24 protein-coding genes and 1 pseudogene are annotated in these 25355 nt (G+C 67.1%); 15 read left to right on the plus strand and 10 right to left on the minus strand.

Annotated elements, in window-relative coordinates; genetic code table 11:
- Positions 1 to 5: 5 nt before the first annotated feature.
- Together AC1HIY_RS10215 and AC1HIY_RS10220 are read right to left on the minus strand one after the other, a co-directional pair.
- Positions 6 to 560: a T9SS type A sorting domain-containing protein gene (locus AC1HIY_RS10215; protein ID WP_479576631.1), complete on the minus strand. Its 555-nt coding sequence runs from the start codon at positions 558 to 560 to the stop codon at positions 6 to 8.
- 263 nt (positions 561 to 823) lie between these two features.
- Positions 824 to 1054, minus strand: coding sequence for a hypothetical protein (locus AC1HIY_RS10220; RefSeq protein WP_479576632.1), 231 nt, complete (start codon positions 1052 to 1054; stop codon positions 824 to 826).
- Positions 1055 to 1327: 273 nt separating this feature from the next.
- On the opposite strand from AC1HIY_RS10220, the gene AC1HIY_RS10225 reads away from it, so the two are divergent.
- The 4 genes from AC1HIY_RS10225 (at position 1328) to AC1HIY_RS10240 (ending at position 6604) form a co-directional block, all read left to right on the plus strand.
- Complete coding sequence (locus tag AC1HIY_RS10225) at positions 1328 to 1651, plus strand: hypothetical protein (protein ID WP_479576633.1); 324 nt, start codon at positions 1328 to 1330, stop codon at positions 1649 to 1651.
- 3 nt (positions 1652 to 1654) lie between these two features.
- Positions 1655 to 3124: a dihydrolipoyl dehydrogenase family protein gene (locus AC1HIY_RS10230; RefSeq protein WP_479576634.1), complete on the plus strand. Its 1470-nt coding sequence runs from the start codon at positions 1655 to 1657 to the stop codon at positions 3122 to 3124.
- Positions 3125 to 3632: 508 nt separating this feature from the next.
- Positions 3633 to 3932 (plus strand): hypothetical protein, encoded by a 300-nt coding sequence (locus AC1HIY_RS10235; protein ID WP_479576635.1) that lies wholly within the window; start codon positions 3633 to 3635, stop codon positions 3930 to 3932.
- A gap of 269 nt (positions 3933 to 4201) precedes the next feature.
- Entirely contained in the window at positions 4202 to 6604 is a 2403-nt protein-coding gene (locus AC1HIY_RS10240; protein WP_479576636.1) for a protein kinase domain-containing protein, read from the plus strand.
- Positions 6605 to 6628: 24 nt separating this feature from the next.
- Here AC1HIY_RS10240 and hprK read toward each other — a convergent pair whose 3' ends face one another.
- The 3 genes from hprK to AC1HIY_RS10255 all read right to left on the minus strand — a co-directional run bounded on the left by hprK (position 6629) and on the right by AC1HIY_RS10255 (position 10129).
- On the minus strand, positions 6629 to 7645 hold the full coding sequence (gene hprK / locus AC1HIY_RS10245; RefSeq protein WP_479576637.1) for an HPr(Ser) kinase/phosphatase: 1017 nt from the start codon (positions 7643 to 7645) through the stop codon (positions 6629 to 6631).
- 47 nt (positions 7646 to 7692) lie between these two features.
- Positions 7693 to 8688 (minus strand): AAA family ATPase, encoded by a 996-nt coding sequence (locus tag AC1HIY_RS10250; RefSeq protein WP_479576638.1) that lies wholly within the window; start codon positions 8686 to 8688, stop codon positions 7693 to 7695.
- A 190-nt stretch (positions 8689 to 8878) separates the two neighbouring features.
- Positions 8879 to 10129: a galactokinase family protein gene (locus tag AC1HIY_RS10255; protein WP_479576639.1), complete on the minus strand. Its 1251-nt coding sequence runs from the start codon at positions 10127 to 10129 to the stop codon at positions 8879 to 8881.
- Between the two features lie 391 nt (positions 10130 to 10520).
- Here AC1HIY_RS10255 and AC1HIY_RS10260 point away from each other — a divergent pair, with 391 nt between their 5' ends.
- The gene (locus AC1HIY_RS10260; RefSeq protein WP_479576640.1) at positions 10521 to 11120 is read left to right on the plus strand and encodes a hypothetical protein; all 600 of its coding nucleotides are present in this window, start codon (positions 10521 to 10523) and stop codon (positions 11118 to 11120) included.
- 18 nt (positions 11121 to 11138) lie between these two features.
- On the opposite strand, the gene AC1HIY_RS10265 is transcribed toward AC1HIY_RS10260, so the two are convergent.
- Positions 11139 to 12224, minus strand: coding sequence for a DUF1028 domain-containing protein (locus tag AC1HIY_RS10265; RefSeq protein WP_479576641.1), 1086 nt, complete (start codon positions 12222 to 12224; stop codon positions 11139 to 11141).
- Between the two features lie 168 nt (positions 12225 to 12392).
- On the opposite strand from AC1HIY_RS10265, the gene AC1HIY_RS10270 reads away from it, so the two are divergent.
- Together AC1HIY_RS10270 and AC1HIY_RS10275 are read left to right on the plus strand one after the other, a co-directional pair.
- Entirely contained in the window at positions 12393 to 12962 is a 570-nt protein-coding gene (locus AC1HIY_RS10270; protein WP_479576642.1) for a TRAP transporter small permease subunit, read from the plus strand.
- Positions 12959 to 14278: a TRAP transporter large permease gene (locus AC1HIY_RS10275; protein WP_479576643.1), complete on the plus strand. Its 1320-nt coding sequence runs from the start codon at positions 12959 to 12961 to the stop codon at positions 14276 to 14278. Before AC1HIY_RS10270 ends, AC1HIY_RS10275 begins: the two co-directional genes overlap by 4 nt.
- Before the next feature lie 10 nt (positions 14279 to 14288).
- Here AC1HIY_RS10275 and AC1HIY_RS10280 read toward each other — a convergent pair whose 3' ends face one another.
- Both AC1HIY_RS10280 and AC1HIY_RS10285 read right to left on the minus strand, forming a co-directional pair.
- Positions 14289 to 14951 (minus strand): alpha/beta hydrolase, encoded by a 663-nt coding sequence (locus tag AC1HIY_RS10280; RefSeq protein ID WP_479576644.1) that lies wholly within the window; start codon positions 14949 to 14951, stop codon positions 14289 to 14291.
- Positions 14948 to 15496, minus strand: a complete 549-nt coding sequence (locus AC1HIY_RS10285) for a DinB family protein (RefSeq protein ID WP_479576645.1) — start codon at positions 15494 to 15496, stop codon at positions 14948 to 14950. The genes AC1HIY_RS10280 and AC1HIY_RS10285 overlap by 4 nt, the downstream gene beginning before the upstream one ends.
- Before the next feature lie 293 nt (positions 15497 to 15789).
- Between AC1HIY_RS10285 and AC1HIY_RS10290 the strand changes: the two genes are divergently transcribed.
- The 3 genes from AC1HIY_RS10290 to AC1HIY_RS10300 all read left to right on the plus strand — a co-directional run bounded on the left by AC1HIY_RS10290 (position 15790) and on the right by AC1HIY_RS10300 (position 18517).
- A complete protein-coding gene (locus AC1HIY_RS10290; protein ID WP_479576646.1) occupies positions 15790 to 16266 on the plus strand; it encodes an Lrp/AsnC family transcriptional regulator in 477 nt (158 codons plus the stop codon).
- A 32-nt stretch (positions 16267 to 16298) separates the two neighbouring features.
- Positions 16299 to 17627: a trans-sulfuration enzyme family protein gene (locus AC1HIY_RS10295; protein WP_479576647.1), complete on the plus strand. Its 1329-nt coding sequence runs from the start codon at positions 16299 to 16301 to the stop codon at positions 17625 to 17627.
- Between the two features lie 398 nt (positions 17628 to 18025).
- Positions 18026 to 18517 (plus strand): N-acetyltransferase family protein, encoded by a 492-nt coding sequence (locus AC1HIY_RS10300; RefSeq protein WP_479576648.1) that lies wholly within the window; start codon positions 18026 to 18028, stop codon positions 18515 to 18517.
- A gap of 27 nt (positions 18518 to 18544) precedes the next feature.
- On the opposite strand, the gene AC1HIY_RS10305 is transcribed toward AC1HIY_RS10300, so the two are convergent.
- Positions 18545 to 18781 carry a hypothetical protein gene (locus AC1HIY_RS10305; RefSeq protein ID WP_479576649.1) on the minus strand — a complete coding sequence of 79 codons (237 nt, stop codon included), beginning with the start codon at positions 18779 to 18781 and terminating at the stop codon, positions 18545 to 18547.
- 253 nt (positions 18782 to 19034) lie between these two features.
- On the opposite strand from AC1HIY_RS10305, the pseudogene AC1HIY_RS10310 reads away from it, so the two are divergent.
- The 3 genes and pseudogenes from AC1HIY_RS10310 to AC1HIY_RS10320 all read left to right on the plus strand — a co-directional run.
- A pseudogene (locus AC1HIY_RS10310) lies at positions 19035 to 19712 on the plus strand (carboxypeptidase-like regulatory domain-containing protein); the annotation flags it as partial.
- Positions 19713 to 19790: 78 nt separating this feature from the next.
- Complete coding sequence (locus tag AC1HIY_RS10315) at positions 19791 to 21299, plus strand: TonB-dependent receptor (RefSeq protein ID WP_479576678.1); 1509 nt, start codon at positions 19791 to 19793, stop codon at positions 21297 to 21299.
- Positions 21300 to 21307: 8 nt separating this feature from the next.
- Positions 21308 to 22156, plus strand: a complete 849-nt coding sequence (locus AC1HIY_RS10320; RefSeq protein ID WP_479576650.1) for a hypothetical protein — start codon at positions 21308 to 21310, stop codon at positions 22154 to 22156.
- A 9-nt stretch (positions 22157 to 22165) separates the two neighbouring features.
- On the opposite strand, the gene AC1HIY_RS10325 is transcribed toward AC1HIY_RS10320, so the two are convergent.
- Positions 22166 to 22588 carry a hypothetical protein gene (locus tag AC1HIY_RS10325; protein ID WP_479576651.1) on the minus strand — a complete coding sequence of 141 codons (423 nt, stop codon included), beginning with the start codon at positions 22586 to 22588 and terminating at the stop codon, positions 22166 to 22168.
- A gap of 253 nt (positions 22589 to 22841) precedes the next feature.
- Between AC1HIY_RS10325 and AC1HIY_RS10330 the strand changes: the two genes are divergently transcribed.
- Both AC1HIY_RS10330 and AC1HIY_RS10335 read left to right on the plus strand, forming a co-directional pair.
- Positions 22842 to 23648: a DUF6503 family protein gene (locus AC1HIY_RS10330; RefSeq protein WP_479576652.1), complete on the plus strand. Its 807-nt coding sequence runs from the start codon at positions 22842 to 22844 to the stop codon at positions 23646 to 23648.
- A gap of 96 nt (positions 23649 to 23744) precedes the next feature.
- Positions 23745 to 25349, plus strand: coding sequence for a tetratricopeptide repeat protein (locus tag AC1HIY_RS10335; protein WP_479576653.1), 1605 nt, complete (start codon positions 23745 to 23747; stop codon positions 25347 to 25349).
- Positions 25350 to 25355 lie beyond the last annotated feature (6 nt).

Below are 25355 nucleotides of genomic sequence, written 5' to 3' on the forward strand. Positions count from 1 at the left end.
GGGAGTCAATTTATACGTGGGGAGTTCCCGAAGCCGGTCCGAGGCCTATACGCCCGCTCCGGGCGGTTTTCCCCGTACCTCATGAACAATTCACCTCCCCCCGGAGCGCGTGCGGGGCGGCGGCGGGGCCGGTTTGGGGTGAAGAAAGGGCCGCCTCTACGCAAAGCGGCCCTTTCGTGCAAAAGAGATCCGGGTTTGTGAAGCGGGTGGACGATGTGCTCTACTTCATCAAGATCATGCGCCGGGTTTCCGTGTACGCACGTTTCCGCCGTCAGACGGTAGAGATAAAGCCCCGAGGGCATCGAGGAGGCTTCCCACTGCACCCGGTGATACCCCGCCGCAAGCGTCCCGTCCACCAGGCGGGCCACCTCCCGCCCGAGTGCGTCGTAAACTACCAGCGATACCGGGGCACGCTCCGGCAAGGCGAAGCGAATTTCCGTCGAAGGGTTGAACGGGTTCGGGTAGGCCGCCTCCAGTGCATAGGTCGTGGGCAACGCCGAGGCAAGGTCGCTCACCGGATAGGCGGCAGACTGCTCTACACGGGGGCCGGCCGCTCGCACCGGCCGGCGTGCGGGCCGCGCCGGTGGGGGGGTTGATGGGGTCGGTCTCGAACGCCGGCCGCTTGACGTTGAGCAGGTGGAGCGGCGAGATGTTGCCGCTCGGGGTGGGGCCGCCGGGCATGTCCTACCGGCACCGGCTCACGACGGACGCCTTCACCGTGGCCCGCCGGGATGACGCCGCTGAAGCAGCGCTCGCTTCGGAAGGAAGGGGGGCATGGATGCCGGTTCGGCGATCCTGCACCAGGGGCGGCCTGATCCGTTGCTCAGATCTGCTTGAAGAGCTTCACGTCGAGGTATGCCACCGTGCCGCCGCTGGGGATGTCGAACCGGGAGACCTCGAGGTCCACCTTGAGCTTCTGGCTCTGCGCTTTGACGAGCAACTGGTTCAGCTCCTCGACTTTGTGTTTGATCTCCTTGGAGAGAAGAAAATCCTGATCACGGAGCAGGTGTTCGACCAGTTCGTCGACGGACTTGTTGGAGGGAAGGGATTCCACAGCGGTGTAGTCAGGCAGGAGTGGAAACGGGACGATCCGAACAAGATAGCGAGCCGGAGGCAAACAACCCAGCCGTCTTCCCGTCCATTCGCCGAAAAAATGAGGGGTCTGGGCTACGCGAAGGCCGTTTCGACGCGCGGGCGAAACGAAAACGAACGCGGGACAACCAAGCCCCGATACCCGCGCCGGAGGTAAGAGGTTCGAGACCGAAGGCGTCCGGGAGTTGCGTGCCGGAGACCGGCGCGGCCCTTTTCCCCACAGACACGTGAGATCATGGACTGGCACATGATACAGGATTGGTTCCTCGGTCTGGGCGACCGATACGGGGTCCATCCGATCATTTTTGGAAGCATCTATGTGGGCGCGATCCCTTTCTTTACCCTCTCGGTGGGATGGATCGTGCGCAATTACCGTCGCGGAAAGTCGGTGGCGCTTCCGGCGCTTTCCGCCGCATTCTTTTTCGTCTCTGCGTACCTTTACCTGCTCGTGGCCGGGCGAAACATCCCCTTCTGGGTCTATGGCGTGGTGGCCGGGATGGTCGTCTTCGGTGTGTATTCCACCGCGAAGAAGATTCGCGCGCAGGTGAAGGAGGCCTGAGGTATGGCGTATGACTATGACCTGATCGTGATCGGGGGCGGCGCCGCCGGGCTGACTGCTTCGGGCATGGGCGCGACCTTCGGGGCGAAGACGCTGATGATCGAGCGCGCGCGCCTCGGCGGGGACTGCACGTGGCACGGCTGTGTGCCGAGCAAAACGCTCCTCAAATCCGCGAAGATCGCCCACCACCTCCGGAACGCCGGGCGCTTCGGGCTCTCCGACGCGCCGGTGCGGGTGGACTTCGCCCGGGTGATGGCGCACCTCCGCACGGTGCGGCAGGCGGTGTATGAGGAAGCCGACGCGCCGGAGATCTACGAGAAGATGGGCGTCGAGGTCCGCACCGGCGCGGCCCGTTTCCTCGACGCGCACACCGTCGAGATCGCGCGCGCCGGAGGAACGGACCGTGTCACGGGGCGCTTCTTCGTGATCGCGACGGGGGCGAGCGCCTTCGTCCCGCCCATCGACGGGCTGAAGGAGACGCCGCACCTGACCAACGAGACGCTCTTCGAACTCGAGGCGCTGCCCGGGCGCCTGGCCGTCGTCGGCGGCGGTCCCATCGGGACGGAGATGGCGCAGGCCTTCGCCCGCCTCGGGAGCGAGGTGACGGTGATCGACATGCTGCCGCGCCTGCTCGTGCGGGACGACGAGGAACTGGCCGCCCGGCTCCGCGAGAGGCTCGAAGCCGAGGGCGTGCGGTTCGTGCTGGGGACGGGGGTGGAGCAGATCGCGCGCGAAGGCGGCGAAGTCGTCGTCAGGCTCGCGCGGGACGGAGCGCCCGGCGAGGTCCGTGCCGACGCCGTGCTCATGGCCACGGGCCGCCGCGCCAACGTGGAAGGGCTGGGCCTCGACGCGGCGGGCGTCGCCTTCACCCGCAATGGCGTCACGGTGAACGACCGGTGCCGGACGAACCACCGGCATATCTATGCCGTCGGCGACGTGACGGGGCGTTATCAGTTCACCCACATGAGCGAGCACATGGCCAAGATCGCCGTGACGAACGCGCTCCTCAAGATCCCGATGAAGATCGACACGAAGCACGTGCCGTGGGTGACGTACACGGACCCCGAACTGGCCCACGTCGGCGCGACGGAAGCGGAACTCGCCGGGCGTGGGAAGCCGTTCGAGATCTTCCGCTTTCCGTTTTCGAAGATCGACCGGGCCGTGACCGAAGGCGAGACGACCGGGTGGGTCAAAGTCTTCGCGAAGAAGAACGGCAAGATCCTCGGCGCGAGCATCCTCGGCGCGAGCGCGGGCGAGATGATCGGCGAACTGGCCCTGGCGATGCGCAACGGCGTCACCCTCCGGCAGATCGCCGACACCATCCACCCGTACCCGACGTACGGTCTCGGCGTGCGCCGCGCCGCCGACCAGTGGTACGTCCGGCAACAGTCGCCGAAGCTGATCCGGGTTCTTCAGAAGCTCTTCCGCTATCGCGGTCCCATCCTTGCATTTGCCCCGGATCAGATCGTTTGAAAACGATAGAACGTCAAACGTCCCGACGTTCGACGCGCAAAATTTAAGTCCGCCGGTTTGGGATCGATACACGGATCAGGAGAGACGGTCCGTGACAATAAAGCAATCAATAAATCCTGGCGGTACGTCCTCTGAGCGAAGGCTCGGCCCCGTAAGGCCGGGCTTTTGCCGTCTGGGGGCGTAGGGTTCGGCCCTACATGGGGCATACAGGAAAACTGACCTTCGATTCGGAAGATACCCGGCATTCACAGGGCACGGGAATGCGTATCTAGCCCGTGGAGCGACAGGAAGAAGCCGGAGCGCGGAGGCTCCCGGGGTGATCCCTCGGCCCCAGGACGCCGGATCCGCGAACCGGCGCCTCCATGGTGAGAGAGCCCGGCGCGCACGATTGGGGCGTCGGGCTCTCTGTGTGGATCCCGGTGTGCGAGAGAAAGGGCGTTCGGGTCATGCGGGCCGGCAACACGAGCGTGGTCGCGCTATCCTGGAGGCCTCTTCGACGCCCTCCGCCTTGCCCGCCGCCGCCGATGACCGAAGCGGAGAACGCCGTCCTTCAGCCGTTGATCATTCCCCTCGAGAACTCATTCCGGGTTTCTGGGAAGAGACGCCGCTCGACGCCCTCGAAGCCGTCGTGGCGGCGCTCTGCGTGCTCGATCAGCCGCGCTCGGCCGGCGTGCGCGCCGCTACGTACTGCGGCCTTTACCGGCTCGACCGCGCCATGTTCAGTCGCGTGCTGACCCATTATCCCCGCATTGCCGAGCAGATCCAGGCCCGCGTCCGGGAGCGCCGCGGGCGGAGCAGGCGCCCATGAGACGGGCCGCGCGCCCGGTCCATCTCCTCCGAAGAAAGAGGATTTTCGGGGTGCGATGCGCTTTGGACTTGTAAGAATGCCGCGGAAGGATACCTTTCATGGAGGGGCGCCGGGCATCTTTCTTGCGGGAAAAACGGGGTCGCGTCGGCGGAGAGGAGCGCGACGACGAAACATCGTCCCGGCTTTGCCGAAAGCTTGAGAGGCATGGAAAAGCATCGGGGGAAGGTAGTCCGGCGTGTACACTGCGTTGTACACTGACAGAAGAAGCGATGGGAGAAACGATACGAACACCCGTTTTCCGTCGTTACGACGTCCGGGAAAAAATCGGCAGCGGGAGCATGGGGGCCGTGTACAAGGCCCGCGACGTTCGGCTGGACCGGTGGGTGGCGCTCAAGGTGTTGCCGCCGGGGCTCCGCGAGCACCCCGAGTCGCTCGAACGTTTCAAGCGCGAGGCGCGGATGCTGGCGCGGCTGAAGCATCCCGGCGTGGCCTCGGTCTTCGACGCCGACGCGGAGGGCGACTTTCCCTTTCTGGTGATGGAGTTCGTCGAGGGGGACAACCTCGAGCAGGTGCTCAGGGCGCGCGGGCCGTTGTCCGTCGAAGAGGTGATCCGGGTGGGTGTGGAGGTGTCCGAGGCGCTGGAACACGTCCATGCCCACCACATCATCCACCGCGACGTCAAGGCGGCGAACATCATCCTCGGGCCGGAGGGCAGGGCCGTGGTCACGGACTTCGGCATCGCCTTCACGGCCTCGCTCCCGCGTCTCTCGCGGGGGACGCTCGGCACGCCGGAGTACATGAGTCCCGAGCAGGCGGACGGACGGCCCATGGACGGGCGCTCGGACCTCTACAGCGTGGGCGTCGTCCTTTTCGAATGTCTGACCGGGCGGGTGCCTTTCGTGCGGACGGACGAGAGCCTGACGGGCCTGACGGCGCTTCTTCGGCGCATCCTCGAAGAGCCGCCGCCTTCGCTCCGGGAACTCCGGGACGACGTGCCGTCGTGGCTGGCCGAGGTTGTGGGCCGATGTCTGGCCAAAGACCCGAACGAACGTTTTATGCGGGCCGCCGACCTTGCCGCCGCGCTTGAGCCGCCCCGCGCCGCTGCCGGGCCGCCGTCGCGGGCAGAAGCGGCGGGAGGGCCGGAGCCGCTGCCGGACGAAGGGCCGCCGGCGCTTCTGCTCAGCCATGCCGAAGCCGTCGAGGCCGTGGGCTTCGGGCCGGGCGGCCGCCGCCTGGCGACGGCGTGCAAGGATCGCGCGATCCGCATCTGGGACGTCAAGACGGGCCGCCCCGTGCATCTGCTCAAAGGGCCGTCCGCGCGCTCGGTGTCGTTTCGTCCCGGCGGTGTGTATCTCGCCTCGGGGTGCGTCGACGGCGCGATCCGCATCTGGGAGGTGGAGACGGAGCGGCTCCTGCGCACCATTCAGGCGCACACGGGCTACGTCCTCTCCGTCGCCTATAGCCGCGAGGGCGACGCGCTCGCCTCCGGCGCAATGGACGGGGCCGTGCACATCTGGCACGCGAAGACGGGGCGGCTTCTGCGCACCCTCGGGCAGCATACGGGCTACGTGCTCTCGGTCTCCTTCAGCCCGGACGGCGCGAAGCTCGCCTCCGGAAGCGCCGACGGCGCCGTTCGCATCTGGGAGGTGAAGACGGGCCGCCTCCTCCACCGGCTCGAAGGGCATGCCGGCTACATCCCCTCGGTCTCCTTCAGCCCGGACGGCGCGAAGCTCGCCTCGGGCGGCGTCGACGGCGCCGTTCGCATCTGGGAGGTGAAGACGGGCCGCCTCCGCCACAAGCTCACCGGCCATTCCGATTGGGTCATGTCCGTCGCCTTCAGCCCGGACGGCGCGCGCCTGGCCAGCGCCGCGCGCGACCAGACCGTGCGCCTGTGGGATGCCCGGCGCGGCCGGCTTCTCACCCGTCTCAAGGGGCACACCGGCGCCGTGATGTCCGTCGCCTTCAGCCCGGACGGGACGCGCCTGGCCTCCGGGAGCGCCGATCACACCGCCCGGCTGTGGCGGCTCGGCGGGCGCGCGTTCCGCAAACGTCGCCGGCTCCGGCGCCTGGCGGCGGCGATGCTTGCGGGCCTGCTCGTGTGGGGCGGCCTCTCCATGGACCGCGTGCCGCTCGACAAAATCAGCCTCGACAAGATCAACCTGGCCGGCCTCTTTCCCCGCTCCGAACCGGCCGAAGCCGGGCGGGAGGTGCGGGAGCCGCCGCGACGCGCCGAGGATCGGGCCGGAGAGAAGCCTCCGGGCGCCTCGACGAGGCCGCGCGCGTTGCCGGCCGAAGAGCGCCGCATCGTGGCGGAGCCCGAGAGGGAAGCGACCGCTCCGCCGACGCCGCTCGAACGGCCGCCGCTGCCCGTTCCGGACCGTCGTCTCTACGGGCACGATCCCATCGAACTCACCGAAGGGGGCTATACGATGGTCGTCGCCATCGAGACGAGCCGCCGCCGGGCCCGGGAGATCGCCGCGCAGTTTCATGAGAAAAAGTTGCGCGTCGGGGTGCTGGGCGTGCTTTTCAAGGGCCGTCTCAGCTATCGCGTCGTCGTCGGGCAGTTCGAGACCCGCGCCGAAGCCTCCTCCGCGCGCCGGAGCCTCGTCGGCGACGAGACGCTTCCGTTCGACACGTGGGTGATGCGCATCCGCCCCGACCGGGCGTTCTGAGCAGGCCGCCCGGCCGCCGCCGGCCTATTCGTAGTCGTGCTCGAAGTACTCGATGCCGCGCGTCGGGACGGGGGCGGATTTCTTGCGGATGCGCTCGGCCAGCCGCTCGGCGAACACCTCGGCGGGGTCGTATCCATAGTGGCGGAGGAGGTGGTTCATCGCGATCACCTCGCACAGCACCGTCACGTTCTTGCCCGGCGTGATGGGCAGCTTCACCAGCGGCAACTCTACGCCGAGGATGTCCCGCGTCTCATCGACCATGCCGAGGCGGGTATACTCTTCGTCCCGGTTCCACGGATGGAGGCTGACGATCACCTCCACGCGCTTCTGGAACCGAATGGCGCGGATGCCGAACATGGCGCGCACGTCGATCAGGCCGAGGCCCCGGATCTCCATGAAGTGCTGGACGAGTTCCGTGCCCGAGCCCATCAACACCTGCGCGTCCTTCTTCGTCACGATCACCACGTCGTCCGCCACGAGCCGGTGCCCGCGTTCGACGAGATCGAGCGCCACCTCGCTCTTTCCGATGCCCGGCTTGCCCGTGATCAGCAGCCCGATGCCGTAGACGTCCACCAGGGCGCCGTGGATCGATTGCTGCGGGGCGAACTGGTCGAGCAGGAAATCACGCAGGATCGCCATGAAGTTCACGGAAGTGAGCGTCGTGCGAAAGAGCGGGACGCCGGCCTGCGTGGCCATCTCCACGAGGTCGTCTTCGAGGTCGTTGCCTTCGGTGAGGATGATGCACGGGATGGAGAACTTGAGCAGGTTGCCGAACGCTTTCCGGCGCTCCTCCGGCGTGAGGCTGCGCAGATAGCTGTTTTCGGTGTTGCCCAGGATCTGCACCCGGTGGTGGGTGAACAGATCCACGTAGCCGGCCAGCACCAGGCCGGGGCGGTGCAGCGTGCTCTCGACCACCTCGCGCTCAGTGGTGTCCACGTCGTTGAGGGCCTGTATGTCGATCCCCACCGTGCGGCGCAATTGCTCCACCATGAAGGCAACGGTGATCGACTCCTTCTGAAATATTTTCGGCTGATGCGGCATGATCCAGGTCGGCTTTGGGATGGCGGGTCGGGGCGGCCCTCGTCGGCTCAGGGCACCTCGACGGTCTCGAGGATGCGCTGAACGATGTGCTCGCTGGTGATGTCCTCGGCCTCGGCTTCGTACGTGATGGCGATGCGGTGGCGCATCACGTCCATGGCGATGGAGCGCACGTCCTCGGGGGTGACGTAGGCGCGGTGGTGGAGGAAGGCGTGGGCGCGGGCGGCCAGGTTCAGGTAGATCGAAGCGCGCGGGGAAGCGCCGTATTCGATGAGCGGCGCCAGTTTGGAGAGGCGGTAGTGCTCCGGCTCGCGCGAGGCCACCACCAGATCGACGATGTACTGCTCCACCCGCTTGTCGATGTAAAGCTCGTTGAGCACGCGCCGGGCCGAGAGGATCTGCTCGGGCGTGACCACGGCGCGGAGGGTCGCCTTGTCGCCCGTGCGGGCCTGCCGCCGCATGATCTCCAGCTCTTCGTCCCGCGACGGATAGCCGACTTTGATCTTCATCATGAAGCGGTCCACCTGCGCCTCGGGGAGCGGGTAGGTGCCTTCTTGCTCGATGGGGTTCTGCGTGGCCAGCACGAGGAACGGCTCTTCGAGCGGAAACGTGGTGTCGCCGATGGTGACCTGCCGCTCCTGCATGCTTTCGAGCAACGCGCTCTGCACCTTCGCCGGCGAGCGGTTGATCTCGTCGGCGAGAATGATGTTCGCAAAGAGGGGGCCCTTCTTGATGAAGAAGTTGCCTTCCTTCTGGTTGTAGACGAGGGTGCCGAGCAGGTCGGCAGGCAGGAGGTCCGGGGTGAACTGGATGCGCTGGAAGCGGGTGCCGATGGCCCGGGCGAGGGAACTGACGGTGAGCGTTTTGGCCAGGCCGGGCACGCCTTCGAGCAACACGTGGCCGCCGCCGAGCAGCCCGATCAACAGACGCTCGACCATGTAGCGCTGCCCGACGACCGCGCGGCTGATCTCCGCCAACAAGTCTTCGATAAACGCGCTCTCTTGCGCAATCTGTTCATTGACGAACGCCAGATCGAATTCGCTCATGCAATAGAGAAGGTTTGGAGATTCTGGATTCCGGAGGACGTTGGCTCAACGATCCGAGGCGCCGGGCGGTTACGGGCGCGTGCGGTCCCGTCGTCGCGGAGCCCCGGAAAAGGACGATAGAAAAAGTCATACCCTCGTTTTGCGCCGGAGGATCCATCGGAGGGGGACGCCGGGGCATAAACGTACCGGGCTACAGGAGTATTGCGCGAAGGGAGCGTTCGAATCGCGTTTCGAAGGCTTCCTGTATGCGCTCGAAGGCCTCGGGGATGGTGAAGGGCTGCCCGACGACGAGCACGCCGCCGCCCCGCCCGCTCATGCAACCGCCGTAGAGCCCCTCCAGCGTCATGGCCTGCACCTGATCCACGATGAAGTCGGCCTCGGGCGTGGTGATGCCCCAGTCGTTGCGGCGGCAGGCGTGCGAGATCAACAGCAACGCGCCGAACATTTGCCAGTCCTTCTTTCGGATGGCGAAGACGAGCTTGTGCACGTGCCGGTTTTCACTGACGAGGTATCGGACGAGAGGACGATAGCGGCGGGGCAGCGCCTCGAGTGCGCGTTGGAGGTCGGGGTGTTCGAGATCGCGGAAGGAGGTGAGATGGGGAAAGCCCTTGCGTTGAAGGAGGGTCAGCGCTGTCCCCACCCGCTTTTGACGCCGACGGTAGAAAGCGGCATCGACCGGGGCGGGGACTCCGGGGTCGAGCAGCCCCCAGCCAAGCTTTTCGCGGGGCGGCGCTTCGAGGGGCAGGTGTTCGAGCGTGTGGGTGTCGGTCAGGATGAAGGCGTCGGGGTGCGCGTCGTTGGCGGCCTGGAGGTAGGCCATGCTGACGGGACGCCCGGCGCACGCGACGAGGTGCGCCCGGACCATGCGCAGCAACGAAACGTCGTCGTCGGTGCGGGCGAAGAGCGCCTGAAGCGCGCGCGCGGCGGCCATGCCCACGGCGGACAGATACGCCTCCTCGCAACCTTCCGGGACCGTGCCCACGAGAACGGCCTCTAGGGCGACGCCCTCCGGCGCCATTTCCCGCGCAAGTGCCTCGACGACGCGCGCGGCAACGGGCGGAGCGCCGCGGGAGGCCTCCGTGCCGGAAGGGGCGGCGGGCTCGAACGTCCACGGCGGACCTCCTTCGAGCGCGACGCGTGAGGCGCCGCCGGAGGCTGCGCGCACGGCCACCGCCATCCCCCGCCGCATCGGCAGCATCAGCGCAAAGCCGTCGAAATAGTGCGTGTGCTCGCCGATCAGGCTCAGGCTGCCGTGGGCGAAGGCGGCTTCCGTCGGCCGCGCCGAAGGGCCGAAATACTCGACGAGAAGCGCCCGCGCCCGGTCCGTCAACTGCGCGGGCCGCAACGTCTCCCGCTCCTGCAAACGGTTGAGCGTGTGCAGGAACGGCTGCACGAAAGACGGCGTGGAAGGGCGCTCCGGCGGAAGAGGGGGCTTCTCCATAAAAAGCTGCGATGACCGGGTTTCGGGGCGCGAGGGGCTTCGTTGAAAAGGCCGAGACAAAGGATGACGATCAACAGACAATCTTCACGGCGTGAAACCCGGGCGCGGAAAAATGAACGAAAAGCGTAAGCGCTTACGCCAATTAATGCAACGGCGCGGCGGTCGGCTCGATGCTTTTTCGTGAGAACTACACAACGCGCCCGAGACACCTATGACCGCCGCCGAGCGTTGGTTTCCCGGGGCGCGCGTTTTACCGGGCGCGTCGGCCCCGGGTTGACACGCGGCGTTCCCCGTCGTACGTTTTCCCCGTGCGCCTTTTCATGTCGTATCGTTTCCCCGCGCGCCTTCAATCCGTGACGCATCCCCCCATTCACCACCGTGGAGGTCTCCCATGTCGAGCATCAGGCTTTCCTTTTTCCTTTTGATAGCGGTGACGCTCGTTCCCGTGCTCGGCTGCGAGGCGCAGGCGCCGAACGCCGAGGCGCAGATCGCCGGGGCCGTCAGCCCGCTGCCGGAAGACCTCCGTGCCGGAGCCGCAGTGATGGGCTATACCGCCGACGGGAAGCTCGTCACGATCCGTGAGGGCGAGAATGAGATGATCTGCCTGGCCGACGACCCGAACCGCGAAGGCTTCCATGCCGCCTGCTATCACGTCTCGCTCGAACCGTACATGGCGCGTGGACGCGAACTCCGGGCCGAAGGCATCACCGGGGCCGAGTCCTTCGAGGTCCGGCACCGGGAAGCCGAGGAGGGCGCGCTGAAGATGCCTGAAGCGCCGGCGAGCGTGTACAACCTCTCCGGCGACAGCTTCGACCCGACCACGGGCGAGGTGACCGGCGAACGGCGGCTCTATGCCGTGTACATCCCGTATGCGACCCCCGCCTCGACCGGGCTTCCGGATCATCCCATCGGCCCCGGCGCACCGTGGATCATGCGCCCCGGCACCCCCACGGCGCATCTCATGATCAGCCCGCCCACCACCGAAAACTAGCCCCGGCGCCCGGAGCGGTCAACGCACGCGCGGCTTCCACCGGCCCTCTCGGAACACCTTGCGGATGTCTTCGAGCACCTCGCGGTCGATCTTGAGCGTCTCCCCGGCGGCAAGGTCCACGTTCTCGACGGGCGGGATGCGGAGGTCGTAGTTTTCCCAGCCCATGTAATCGACGAGGATCTGTTGAAACTCGGCGTCCACGACGCCGTCGATGGGACCGTCGTAGAAGCCGCGCACCTTCCAGATCTGCTGAAGCTCCTTCGCGATGTCCTCCGTGACGGGGATCATGTGCTCCGGCTTCGATTGCGTGAAGTACAGGTTGTTGAGCCGGTACAGGCGGGCGAGTTCGGCGATGGGCGTCTGATGGTCGTAGACCGAGATGTCGACGAAGTTGTCCTGTCCGTCGTAGCCTGCGCCTTTGCGCACGACGAGCAGGGCCGCGCTTTGCTCGCCGCGCTGGTCGCCGCCGGCCTTGCCCCCGGCGATGAGGGCCGCCACGAGCCGGTCGGCGAGGCTGCCTTCGGTGGTCTCGAACGTCTCGGCCATGGCTTCGACGGTCTCCTTCGAGACGAGGATGTTGCCCTGCACGGTGTAGCCGTAGCCGGTGAGGACGGTCCCGTTGTTGCCCTGTTCGAGGCCGCCTTTCGCCGGGGGACCGTCTGCCTGCCCGACGCGGCCGCCGGCCCAGTCGAAGCACGCCGTCCCGGTCCACATCGCCGCGTTGCCGCGCGCGTCGACGATGCCGACCTGCCGCTGTTGCCGCCCCTCGTCGCCTCGGAGGACGATGCGCAGCGCCTCCTCGGCCGTCGCGCCGTTCTCCATCAGCTCCAGCCCCTTGATGCCGTAGTCGAGCTCGGCGAAACTCTGCGTGGCAACGGCTCCGACGCCCGCCTTCGCCCACGGCACGACGGGCCGGAGGTTCGGAAACTTGGACTGCACGGCGACGCCGAGGTCGCCCGTCTCGGGGTCGAAGCCGACGATGGAGAAGGTGGAGACGAGCGGCGGCTCTTCCGTTCCGAGATCGAAAGCGAAGAAGGCGGCGACGCCGAGGAACGCGACGGCTAGGGCGGAAAGGGCGAGGCGGTTCATCATCGAGACGAGCATGAGGTGAAAAGGAAAGCGAACGGTTCCAATCTCCACAACTACCGGGAAAGTCACAAGGGCAGATTTTTCGATTGCGCGCCCCCGGCGCCGGCAGTGGACTCCTATCCCGAAAGGTCCTAATTTCCGCCGGCGTCTCTCTCGCTGCCTTTTTCCCAGACCTTCCCGCCCATGCAACGCTGGCTTCGAGTGGCGTACGGCATCGACCGGTTCAGTGAACGGACGGGTCGCGTGGTGTACTGGCTGACGCTCGTGATGGTCGTCGTCGGGGCGTACAATGCCGTGGCGCGGTACCTCGACCGATACACCGGCCTCGGCCTCAGTTCGAACCTGTACATCGAACTGCAGTGGTACCTTTTCAGCCTCGTCTTTCTCCTGGGGGCCGCCTACACGCTCAAGCACGACGCCCACGTCCGCGTCGACGTGCTCTACGCCCGTCTGTCGCCGAGAGGCAAAGCGTGGCTCAATCTGGCCGGGACGGTGCTTTTCCTGATCCCGTTTTGCGTGTTGATGTTGTGGGTCTCGTGGCCGTCGGTGCGGAACTCGTGGCTGGTGCGGGAGATGTCGCCGGATCCCGGCGGGTTGCCGCGTTATCCGATCAAGGCGGTCGTTCCGCTCTCGTTTTTGCTCCTGCTCGTGCAGGGCGTGTCGATGCTGATCAAACAGGTCGCCGTGTTGCGCGGAGCGTTGCCGGGTGAGGGCGCCGAGGAGGCCGAGGTGCACGGCGGGGGGCACGTATGATGGAGGACTGGCTCGGCCCGCTCATGTTCGCCGGAGCGCTCGTGCTCATCTTCTCCGGCTATCCGGTGGCCTTCGCCCTTGGCGGCACGGCCTTGCTCTTCGCTTTCCTGGGCATCGAACTGGGGCTGCTCGACTGGCACCTCCTGCTCACCATGCCCGATCGCACCTTCGGCGTGATGTCGAACTTCGTGCTGCTGGCGGTGCCGTTTTTCATCTTCATGGGCACGATGCTCGAAAAGTCGCGCCTGGCCGAGGATCTGCTGACGACCATCGGGCAGCTTTTCGGGCCGATGCGGGGCGGACTGGCGCTGGCGGTGGTGTTCGTCGGGGCGTTGCTGGCGGCGGCCACGGGCGTCGTCGGCGCATCGGTGGTGGCGATGGGAATGATCTCGCTGCCGGTGATGCTGCGCTACGGGTACTCGAAAGAGCTCTCGGCGGGCATCATCACGGCCTCGGGCACGCTGGGGCAGATCATCCCGCCGAGCGTGGTGCTGGTGGTGCTGGCCGATCAACTCGGCGTGTCCGTGGGCGATCTGTTCGTGGGCGCGCTCGTGCCGGGTCTCATGCTCGCGGGGATGTACGGGCTCTATGCGGTGGGGGTGGCCCTCTTTCGCCCGGAGCAGGCGCCGGCGCTTCCGGCGTCGGTGCGCGGCCTCTCCGCCGGGGCGCTCCTCAGGCGCGTCGTCCTGGTGATGATGCCGCCGCTGGTGCTCATCCTGCTCGTGCTCGGCTCCATCTTCGCCGGCGTCGCCACGCCCACCGAAGCCGGAGCGCTCGGGGCGCTCGGGGCCGTCGCCCTGGCGCTCGTCAACCGGCGGCTGACGCTCGCCGTGCTCCGGGAGACCATGGCCGAGACGACGAAGCTCACCTCCATGGTGATGCTGCTGCTCATCGGCTCGACGGCCTTCGTGCTCGTCTTTCGCGGCCTCGGCGGCGACCTGTGGATCGAGGATATGCTGACCAACCTGCCGGGCGGCGTCGCGGGGATGCTCTTCGTGGCGAACCTCGCCATCTTCCTGCTGGGCTTCTTCATCGACTTCTTCGAGATCGCCTTCATCATCATCCCGCTCCTGGCCCCGGCGGCGCTCGCGCTCGGCATCGACCTCGTCTGGTTCGGCGTGATGATCGGGATGAACCTCCAGATGTCGTTTCTGACGCCGCCCTTCGGCTTTGCGCTGTTCTACCTGCGCGGCGTTGCTCCGCCGGAGATGAAGACGACGCATATCTATCGGGGCGCGGTTCCGTTCATCCTCATTCAGGCCCTCGGCTTGCTCCTCATCATCCTCTTCCCGCAACTCGTCACGTGGCTGCTTTGAGGAAACATGTTTACAGCTTCGCCACGCGGAGGAGCGTTTCGCGGTCGAGGCGGTGGGGGCCGTCGAAGGTGACGAGGCGATAGGGAAGGGCGAGCGTGCGGAGGCGGGCTTGCTCCTCGGCCAGTCGCTTCGCGCTGACGTACGCGTCCTTCGTGCCCACGACGAGGATCAGCGCGTCGTCCGTGAGGCGGGTGCGGAAGGCGTCGGCGTCGAGGTCGTGGGCGAGGGCGCCGGCCCAGAGGATGAGCCGCTCGGCGCGGGCGCGGCCCATGGTGAACCACCGCGAGGCGGTGGCCGTGCCCTGCGAGAACCCGAGCACGCGCACCGTCACGGAGGCGCGGTCGCACGTGGCGAAGACGGCGTCGTACACGGCGTCGAGGTAGCGCACGTAGTCGGCGATCTCGTGGAGGCGGTCCTCGCGCGTCATCCACGAGGCCCCCACCTTGTCGATGCCGCTCCGGAGGTAGAAGCGCGAGAGCGCCTCGGGAGCGACGAAGAGGCGGCTGCCGTCGTCGAGCGCCTCGAAGGGGCGGAGGAAGTCGGCGGCGAGCTGCCCGTAGCCGTGGAGCACGAACCACACCTCACGGGCCGTCCCGGCGTCGCCGAGCGTATAATACCGCGCCGTGCGGGAAACGGTGAGGAAATGCGGGTCGGGCGTGTGCGGGTCGCTCATTCGGAGGCTTCGGGCAAGGTCGTCCCGGCGTCGATCTCGCGGATGATGGCGAGGTGGTGGTCGGAGTGGACGCGCGCGAGCCGGAGCCACTCGTCGGCGCGAAGCGTGCCCATGTACGGATGCGGCAGGCCGCCGGTCTGCGCCGTCAGGACGGGGAGGAGGGCCGCCACCTCGGCGTACTTCTTCCGGCTGCGCGCCAGCGTCTTTGCGAGCTCGACCCGCGTCACGGTCTCCGGCGGCGCGACACCCACCGGCGCTTTTCCGCGCCCGCGCGTGAAGCGTCCCTGCGTCAGCGTCCGTTGCCCCGCCTCGTTGAGCGTCGCCTCCGGACGGACCATCGGGTGCCCCGCGCAAATGACCTCGGCGGCTTTGAGCATGCGGCTGTTCGCGAGAGCGACGTGATAGAGATGCTGTGCCGCCGACCATCCCGAAACGTCTTCGTTCACGCGGAAGAGCCGTTCATCCGGCCATTCGAGGAGCGCTTCGAGGTCGTCGTAACGCGCGCCGAGGGCGCGATACTCTTCGTGTATGTCTATGTCGGTCATGGTGCGGATGGATCGGGGGGCGGGGCGGCCCCGGGGACGTCGTCGATGATGGCAAGGTGAGGCCGGGTGTGGACGAGGCGCGCCGGAAGGCGGATACGGCGGTTTGGACGGCTGCTCGGCGGGAAAGATACGCTCCGGGTGGAAGGATGCCCAGCGTGATCCGGGAAAAATGCACGGCGCATGAATAAATGACCACGCAATGGTTAATTATCCGAATAATATTTGGCTCACGGGACGTTTCATTGTATTATAGTTGAGACAAGATTCATCTTCGCGATAAGCCGAGGGCGGCCATGCTCGAGTTTCTCGATACCATCGACCGGCAGATTCTGGACATCCTTCAGGAGGACGGCGCGATCACGAACGTCGAGCTGGCGCGGCGGGTGGGGTTGGCTCCGGCCACCACGCTCGACCGGGTCAAGAAGCTTCGTCAGAACGGCGTCATCCGGGGATACGTGGCCCTCGTCGACTCCTCGAAGGTCGATCAGGGGACCATCGCTTTCGTATCGGTGACCCTGGACGGGCACGGCGCGGACCGGGTGCACGCCTTCCGGACGGAGGTGCAGCGGCTGCCGGAGGTGCTCGAATGTTATCACACGAGCGGCGAGAGCGACTATCTCCTCAAGGTGGTGGCGGCCGACATCGAGCGGTACGAGGACTTCCTGCTGCACAAGCTGGCGGCCCTCCCGAACATCGGAAAGATCCACACGTCCTTCGTCTTGTCCACCGTCAAGCACGAAACCAAAATTCCCATCCAGCCGGCCGGTTGAGCGGGGGCGGGCACAGAAAAGAGGGCCAGGTCATGAAAAAGCAAGACGACAGGAAAAAGGGGGGCGAGATGCACCAACCCACCACGCGCCTGATCCACGGGCACATGCGTTCGGCGGCGTGGGAATACGGGCATCATCTGGTGCCGCCCATCTCCACTTCCACCACGTTCCGCCTCGACTCGACGGTGCGTGGCGCGCAGGGCTTTCAGGCATACGGGCACGACGAGGACGCCGACCGGCCCATCTACATCTATGATCGCCTCCGGGAGCCGAACAAGGATCTGCTCGAAGAGAATCTGGCGATGGCCGAGGGCGGCGAGACGGCGGTGACGTTCGCCTCGGGGATGGGGGCCATTGCGGCGGCCTTCGGGGTGCTGCTGCGGGCGGGCGAGCACGCGCTGACGCACCACACGCTCTACGGCTGCACCCACTCGCTGCTCAACAACTGGTTGCCGCGTTTTGGCGTCGCCCACACGCCTGTCGATCTGACCGACCCCGACGCGGTGCTCGAACACATCCGACCCGAGACGCGGGTGGTCTATTTCGAGACGCCCTCGAACCCCATCCTCGAGATCATCGACATCGCGGCGGTGGCCGAGCGTGTGGCGCGGGTGAACGAAGGGCGGTCGGAGGCGGAGCGCGTCTACGTCGTCGTGGACAACACGTTCGCCACGCCGTTTTGCCAGCGCCCGCTCGAATACGGGGCCGACTTCGTGGTGCACAGCCTGACGAAAGGCATCAGCGGCTTCGGCACGGACATGGGCGGCGTGGTCATCGGGCCGAAGAGCCGGCACGGCGAGGTGTTGCTCTACCGGAAGGATTTCGGCGGCGTGCTTTCGCCCCGCGCGGCATGGAGCATCCTCGCCTATGGCTTGCCGAGCCTGGCCGTGCGGATGCGGCAACAGCTGGCCACCTCGCGCGAGCTCGTGCGGTTCCTCGACAACCATCCGGCGGTGGCGGAGGTGCGGTATCCGGGCCTCCCCTCCTTCGAAGGGTACGAGACGGCGCGGCGGCAGATGGTGGACTATGACGGCAACTTCGCGCCGGGCAGCATCATCTATTTCGAGCTTCGCGGGGACACGCCGGCGGCGCAGCAGAAGGCCGGCATTCGGTTCATCAACCACCTCGCCGAGCATGCCTACACGATCACGCTGGCCGTCAGCCTGGGCAACGTGCGGACGCTCATCGAGCATCCCTCGAGCATGACGCACGCGCCGATCCCGCCCGAAGAGCAGGTGGAGATGGGCATCCGGCCGAGCGGCATCCGCCTCTCCGTCGGCCTCGAAGCCGTGGACGATCTCGTCCGCGACCTCGAAGCGGCCCTCGAAGCGGCGCACGTCCTGATGCCGGCGACTTCGTGAAGCGCCCGGAGGTCGTTGAGGCCTCGCGCGCGTCGTGATCATCGGGCGAATCGTTGGCCTCACCCGTGTCGGGGGAATGCATCGTCCGCCGGCAAGCGGCCATAGCCCCCGTCAGACCACCGTCCCCGCAACCCTGCCGGGCCTTTTCGGGCGGACGTTTCCGTCGCTGTTGCCTCCGGAAGAGCGGTTCGGTAGTTTGCCGCCGCGCGTCCGTCGGGTCTGAGCCGAAGGGTATGGCTCGGGCAGTCTTGTGGACGTGAGCGCCCGGCAAGACGCCGCCGGCCGTTTCCGTATGTTCGTCCGGATCCTTCGAGCTCCGGGGGGGCGAAATCTCAAACGGGCTATTCGGGCCGTTTTTCAAGTTTTACTTCAGACCGAAGCCGAGCGCCTCTTCTTCCATGTCCGACGCCTTTCTTCTTCGCTCCGCCACGCCGGACGACGCCGAAGCCCTCGCCCGGCTCATCACGGGGCTGGCCGTTTATGAGAAGCTCACCCACGAAGCCCGACCCGATGTCGAGGCGCTGCGGCGTCACCTTGCCGTCGGGGCGTCGCCGCCGCTCGAAGCGCTCGTGGCCGAGGATCGGGAAAGCGGCAGGGTGATCGGTTTTGCCTTGTTTTTCCCCCACTACTCCACCTTTTTGACGGCCTGGGGGTTGTACCTCGAAGACCTCTTCGTGGAGCCTGCCTTCCGGGGGCGCGGCGTGGGTCTGGCTCTGCTTCGGCGTCTCGCCGCCGTCGCCGTCGGGCGCGGTTGCCCGCGCCTCGACTGGAGCGTGCTCGACTGGAACGAGCCGGCGATCCGTTTCTATGAAAAGCTGGGCGCGGAGGCGATGGACGACTGGACGACGATGCGTCTCTCCGGCGCGGCGCTCGAAAAGCTCGCGGGATGATCGCCTCTCCTCGAGCGCACGCCCGAGCTATTTGGGCACGATCTGTCCCTGGCAGTTGATTCGCTCGTCGGGGTCGGGCGGGCGCGTCGGGGCATCGCCGGGAGTCACGGGCGGGTCGCAGTCCTTGGGGACGTAGTGCGTATGATTTCCGTGCGGGACCTCATAGTACGGGCGGTGGTCGAAAACGCCGAGCGAATCGGCAAGCGCAAAGGCGAAGAACAGCCCGAGAATGATGAGAAAGGTCCAACGAAGGCGCTTGTGCATCCGGACGGTACGGCATGAGGTAAGGAAACGTGGTCGGTGCGGCGCGTCCCGGAGCGGGAGCCGCTTGCGTTACTATCCCCCGAACACGCGCGCTGTTCCGCCGTAAGGACGTATTTTGCCTGAGAATCCGGAACATGCTTTTCCCGCACCCTTTTCTCGAAGAGAATTTTCTTTGAGGAGCGCGCCGACAAAGCCCGCGGACGCTTCCGGACCCTGCCCGCCCCTCCTCACTTCCTCGCGCCCGAGATCGCGTATGAGACCCCCGCACCCTTGGTGGACCCGGCGCGCGGCGCTGCTGTTTCTGCTGGCGCTCGGCGCGACGACGGCGGCGCAGGCGCAGTGGGCCGCGTTGCGCGGGCGCGTCACCGACGGCGCGGACGCGCAGCCGCTCGCCGGCGCGAGCGTGTTCCTCACCGGCGCGGCGGGGGAACGCCTCGGCACGGCCACCGATGCGGGCGGCTTCTTCGTCCTCACCGGCATCCGTCCGGGTCGCTATGCGCTGGCCGTCTCGTTCATCGGCTATCGTGCGTTCACCGACACGCTCGCCTTCGCCTTCGCCGAAGAACGGACGCTCGACGTTCGGCTGGCGGCGGACGAGGCCGAGATGGAGGAGGTCGTCGTCGAGAGCGAGCGTCGCCCCGACCGGCGGCTGGCGGGGCTGACGGCCATCGAGCCCTCGGCGCTCGCCCGCGCGCCCGCGCCGGACGTGACGTACGACCTTGCCGGATACCTCCTCACGCTCCCCGGCTTCGTCGCCCCCGGCGATCAGGGCGGGCAACTCTTCGTCCGGGGCGGCACTCCCACCCAAAACCTCGTGCTCCTCGACGGGATGCCCGTCTATCAGCCCTTCCACATCGTCGGGTTCTTCAGCGCTTTTCCCGCCGACCTCCTCGCGCACGCCGACGTCTACGCGGGCGGCTTCGGCGCGCGGTACGGCGGGCGCATCTCGTCGGTGATCGACGTGACGACGCGCAACGGCAACAAACAACGGGTAGTCGGCGCGGCGTCGATGGCGCCGTTTCTGAGCTCGTTGCGCGTCGAGATCCCCGTCATCCAAAACAAGGTTTCGGTGCTCGCCTCCGTGCGTGAGTCCGTCATCGAGCGCCTCTCGGGCAGCCTCATCGGGCGTGAACTGCCGTTCCGGTTCGGCGACCGATTCGTCAAGTTCCATGCGTTCCTCAGCCCGACGAGCAGCTTCGCCGCCACGGCGCTCCGCACCTTCGACGAGGGCAACATCGCCGGGGCCGAAGGGGAGGCGCGCCGCCGGTTCTCGACGTGGCGCAACGAGGCCTACGGGGGGCGATACACGTATCTGCCCGCCGAAGCGGCCGTCATGACGCAGGCCGCCGTCTACGTCTCGCGTCTGGCAAGCCGCTACCGTCTCACCGACGACGACGAACGCCGCGCCGACATCGACGGCTTCAACGCCGAGCTGACCTTCCGCTATCTCCTCGGCGACGCGCAGCTCCATTTCGGCATCTTCGGCAACACCACGCGGTTTGCCTTCGCGCGCAACGGACGTCCCCGAACGGGCAATGCCAACGTGACCAGCGGCGGCGGCTTCTTCGAGGCGCGCTTCGATCTCGGGGAGCGGCTGCGGCTGTCGCCGGGACTGCGTCTCCAGTCGTTCTCGAACGGCGTCCGCGCCGCGTTCGACCCCCGCCTCCGCGCACGGTGGTTGCCCCGCGGATCCGCGAGCACAACCGAGATCACCCTTGCATGGGGGCTGTACCATCAGCAGATCATCGGGCTGAACAACGAACAGGACGTGACGGACGTGTTCACCGTGTGGGCCGCCGCGCCCGAACGCCGCCCGCTCCCGCAGGCGGTTCACTTCATCGCCGGAGCCCGCCGCCGGCTCCTTTCGTGGATGGAGCTGTCCGTCGAAGGCTATTTCAAGCGGCTCAAAAACATCTCCTTTCCCCGTTTTTCGAAGGCCCTCTCGGACGACGTGGAGCGCTTCGTCCGGGTGGCGGGCGAGGCGCGCGGACTCGACCTCCGGCTGGAGATGAACCGTCCCGCGTTCTTCGCGCGGGTGAGCTACAGCCTCGGCGCGGTGACGTACGAACCGCCCGCCTTCGACGAGGACTTCGGCGAAGCCTTCTCCCCGCCGCACGACCGGAGGCATCAGGTCAACGTGCTCGTGGCGCTCGCGCGCGGGCCGTATCGCCTGAGTCTGGCGTGGCAGTTCGGCTCGGGGCTGCCTTTCACACGGATTAACGGCTACTACGAGACGCTCGCCCTCACGGAGCCGGACGACGACGCTTTCCACACCGCTTCCGGCGAGACGTTCGTCTCGCGCGGCCCGGCGTATCGGGGGCGCCTGCCCGCCTATCACCGGCTCGACGTGTCCGCCCGGCGCGAGTTTACCTTCGAGCGCGTCGTGGTCACGCTCCAGGCGGGCGTCATCAACGCGTACGATCGGGCCAACATCTTTCAGTACAATTTCTTCTCCGGCGAGCGGGTGAACCAGCTTCCGCTCATTCCGTCGGCGGGGCTGAAGGTGGAGCTGCGATGACGAGGCGTGTGCGTGTCATAGCCTGTTGCCTGGCGGCGTGCGCGGCGGCGCTCGGCCTCGTCGCGTGCGACAACGAGGTCGCGCCCCTGCTCGACGCGCCCGAGGCCTTCTTCGCGCTCCACGGCTTTCTCGACACCGCCGCCGACACCCAGTTCGTCCGTGTCGAGCCGCTCCGGGCTTCCATCCTCGACGCCACGGACGGGCCGCTCGAGGCCGTCGTGACGAGCACCCACCTCCAGACCGGCGCGACGACGACGTGGCGCGACTCCCTCGTCACGCTCGACGACGGGCGCACGGGCCACCTCTTCTTCGCCCGCTTCCGCCCGCTCCCCGGCGGCGACTACCGGCTGACCGTGCTTCGCCCCGACGGGCGCGCCTCCGAGGCGACCACGCACGTGCCCGAGGCGCCCGCCGTCCAACCTGCGCCCCCCTCTGGCGACGCCTTCAACCTCATGCAGCGCGTCACGCTCGCCGGCCTCACGCGCCCCGTCCATGAGGTAGACGTGCATTATCTCGTCTCCTCCGCCCTCACCGACTCGCTCCGAACGATCACCTTCGTCTACCGCGACGCCGGGCGCCAGGGCGCGCAGGGATGGGACGTGGACCTGTTTCTCGCCCGCGACCTCCGAACGATCCGCCGCCGCTTCGTCTTCGCCAACGAGAACGACACCACCCTCACCTTTTTCGGCCTGAGCATGAGCTTCGACCTGCCGAGCGTGGAGTGGCTCGCGCCGGAGACGCCCGCGAACATCGCACACGGGCACGGTTTCTTCGGCGCGGTGGGGCGGCACACCGTCTCCTGGCGGCTCGACACCGAGGCCGTCCACACGATGGGCCTCGTCGATCAACAACCGTGACGGACGCCCTCACTCGAGCACTTCGCACAACCCCCGGATGCGCTTGACCGACTCGTCGGTGGCATGCCCTCTGGCGTCTCCGTCGTACAGAGAGAGGCACGGTTCGCCCTGCCGACACCGCTCACGATAGGGCAGGCAGCCTTCCATGCACAGCTCTTCGAGCCGCCGAAGGTCCGTCGTGTCGATGGTCTCCTCGATCACCACGGGCGCTCCCACGTACGTCCATTGCTCCTTCACGTGCCGCCGCACGAGTTCGACCTCGACGTCGGTCAGGTAGTCTTCCTCCAGCGCCGCGGGCGCGCACCGGCCGATGTGCTGCGCCAGAAAGTCGTCGTCATATCGCTCGACGAACCACCGGACACGCACCTTCGCGTGCGTCGCCCCGCCCACTTCGAGGTCTTTGAGGTCCGAATACACCCGGTAGAGTTTCATGGTCGGTCTCGATGGTTTGATGTCGGATTTTACCTTTTTCCTTCCACATCATAGGCCTCCGGAAGTTCTCATGCCCGTCGAGGAAGACGGTTTGGTTCGTGCGGGAATCCCCGACGCCGCGTTCCCCTGACGCGAACCGGGCGGGGGGATGTGTGGGTGTGGGGGGATTATGAGGGTGCACGAACAGCGAGCCCCTGACGCGTTTCGTATATTGACCGGCGCGCCCCTTCTTTCCACCCTTACCCGCCTCGTCATGCGTTTCATGCTTCTCGTTTCGACGCTCCTTTTCAGCGCGGGGTTGAGCGCCTGTGAATCTTCTCCGAAAGCGACCTCGGGGGAGTCCCCGGAGCCCTCCGTCTCCTCCGTCCTCGCGCCCTACCTCGACGCCCACGGCGGCCTCGAGGCATGGCGGCGCTTCGGCACGCTCGAATACGACCTTCAGCGCGGCGAATGGACGGATCATCAGCTCATCGACCTGAAGGGTCGCCGCGTGCGCATCACGAGCGAGGCCTATACGATCGGCTTCGACGGCGAAGACGTGTGGATCACGCCGGACAAGGAAGCGCTCAATTACGGCGCGCCGCCCCGTTTTTATAGCGGCACGTATTTCTACTTCTTCGCCCTGCCCTTCGTCTTTGCCGATCCGGGGACGCGCGTCGAGAAACTGGAGCCGCGCACACTGGAGGGCAAGACGTACGACGTGCTCCGCGTCACGTACGAGGCGGGCGTCGGGGATTCGCCGGAGGACGAGTACCTCGCGTATTTCGACCCGGAGACGAAGCGGCTGCGCCTCGTGCTGTACACGGTCACGTACGGCCGCACGGCCGAGCCGGGCACGCCGCCCCGGTACGGCGCGCTGCGATACGACGAATGGCAGACGGTGCGCGGGCTCCTCGTGCCCGAGCGCGCCGTATACTTCCGGTGGGCGGGCGACCACCTCGGCGAAAAACGCCGCGAGGTGTGGTTTCACAACGTCCGGTTCGACCAGGCTTCGCCCTCCCCGGAGCAGTTTGCCCGGCCCGAAGGCGCGGTCATCGACGCGATGCCCGGGACGTCGTGAGCGAGGCGGCTTCGAGGATGGTTCGGCAGCCTGCCGCGCCGTATTATCTCGCTATCATAAAGGCATCGAAATCAAACGGATCACGGAGGAAACGCGATGAAACGTCTCATGTCCATGCTGGCGCTCGTGCCGGGGCTGCTCTTCGGGGCGGGCGCGGCGCAGGCGCAGATCGAAGCCCTGGGAAGCACCGACTTCGAGACGTCGGGCGCGCCGGAAGCGCACCAGGCGTTCCTCCGGGGTCTGTTGCTGTTGCACAGCTTCGAGTATGAGGACGCCGCCGAGGCGTTCCGCGAGGCCGAGCGGCTCGACCCCGACTTCGCGATGGCGTACTGGGGCGAGGCGATGACGTATAACCACCCGCTGTGGGCGCAGCAGGACCGCGCCGGCGCGCTCGAAGCGCTCGGCCGTCTCGCGCCGACGCCGGAGGCCCGCGCCGAGAAAGCCCCGACCGCCCGCGAACAAGCCTACCTCCGCGCCGTCGAGATCCTCTATGGTGAGGGCGACAAGCGCAGCCGCGACGATGCGTACGCCGAGGCCATGCGCCGCCTCCACGAGGCCTATCCCGACGACCTCGACGCCGCCGCCTTCTATGCGCTCGCCATCCTCGGCACGAGCCACGACGGGCGCGATTTCCGCACGTACATGCGCGCCGCCGCCGTCGCCGAGGAGGTCTTCGCCCGGAACCCGAACCATCCCGGCGCGGCCCATTATCTCATCCACTCCTTCGACGACCCGATTCACGCGCCGCTCGGGCTCCGGGCCGCGCGCGCCTATTCGAAGATTGCCCCCGCCGCCGCGCACGCCCTCCACATGCCCTCCCACATCTTCCTCGCCCTCGGCATGTGGGACGACGTGACGGCCATGAACGAGGCTTCGTGGGACGCCGCCTATGCCCGCGCCGCGCGCAAGAACCTCCCCGTCGATGCGCGGAATTATCACGCGCTGTGGTGGCTCGACTACGGCTATCTTCAGCAGGGACGGTATGAGGACGCCCGCCGCACGCTCGCCGTCATGAAGGAAGACACGGAGGCGAGCGGCTCGCGCCGAACGCGCACCCACCTCGCTCGCATGCGCGCCCACCACATCGTCGAGATGCGGCAGTGGGACGGCGACGCGGCGGCCCTCGTCGTGGACGTGAGCGACCTCGGCATGAGCACCGTCGCCGCGGACCGCCTGGCCACGGGCATGAGCGCCGTCGGGCGGGGGGACCTCGCGGCGGCGCGCGCCGTGCTCGCCGAGATGCGCGCCGCGCGGGAGCACCGGCCCGAGACGGAGGGGTATGCGCGCGGAGCCCATGCCGCCGACGTGATGGAATACGAACTCGCCGCGCTCATCCGGCAGGCCGAAGGGCAAACGGACGAGGCCCTCGCGCTCATGGATCGCGCCACGGTCGAGGAAGACGCCATGCCTTTCGACTTCGGACCGCCCGACGTCGTCAAGCCTTCGCACGAACTCTATGGCGAGATCCTCCTCGCCGCCGATCGGCCCGAGGCCGCCCGCGCGCAGTTTGAGGCCTCTCTCGACCGCACCCCCCGCCGTGCGCTCTCGCTTCTCGGCCTGGCCCGCGCCGCCGAGGCTATGGCCGACGCCGAAGCCGCCGAACGGGCCTGGCGCGACCTCGCCGGGGTATGGCGTCACGCCGACGACGGCGTCTTCGAGCGCGCCTCGGTCAAACGTATGGAGCCGGTCGGCGACCGGTAGGCACGC

The organism is Rhodocaloribacter sp. (assembly GCF_056451265.1).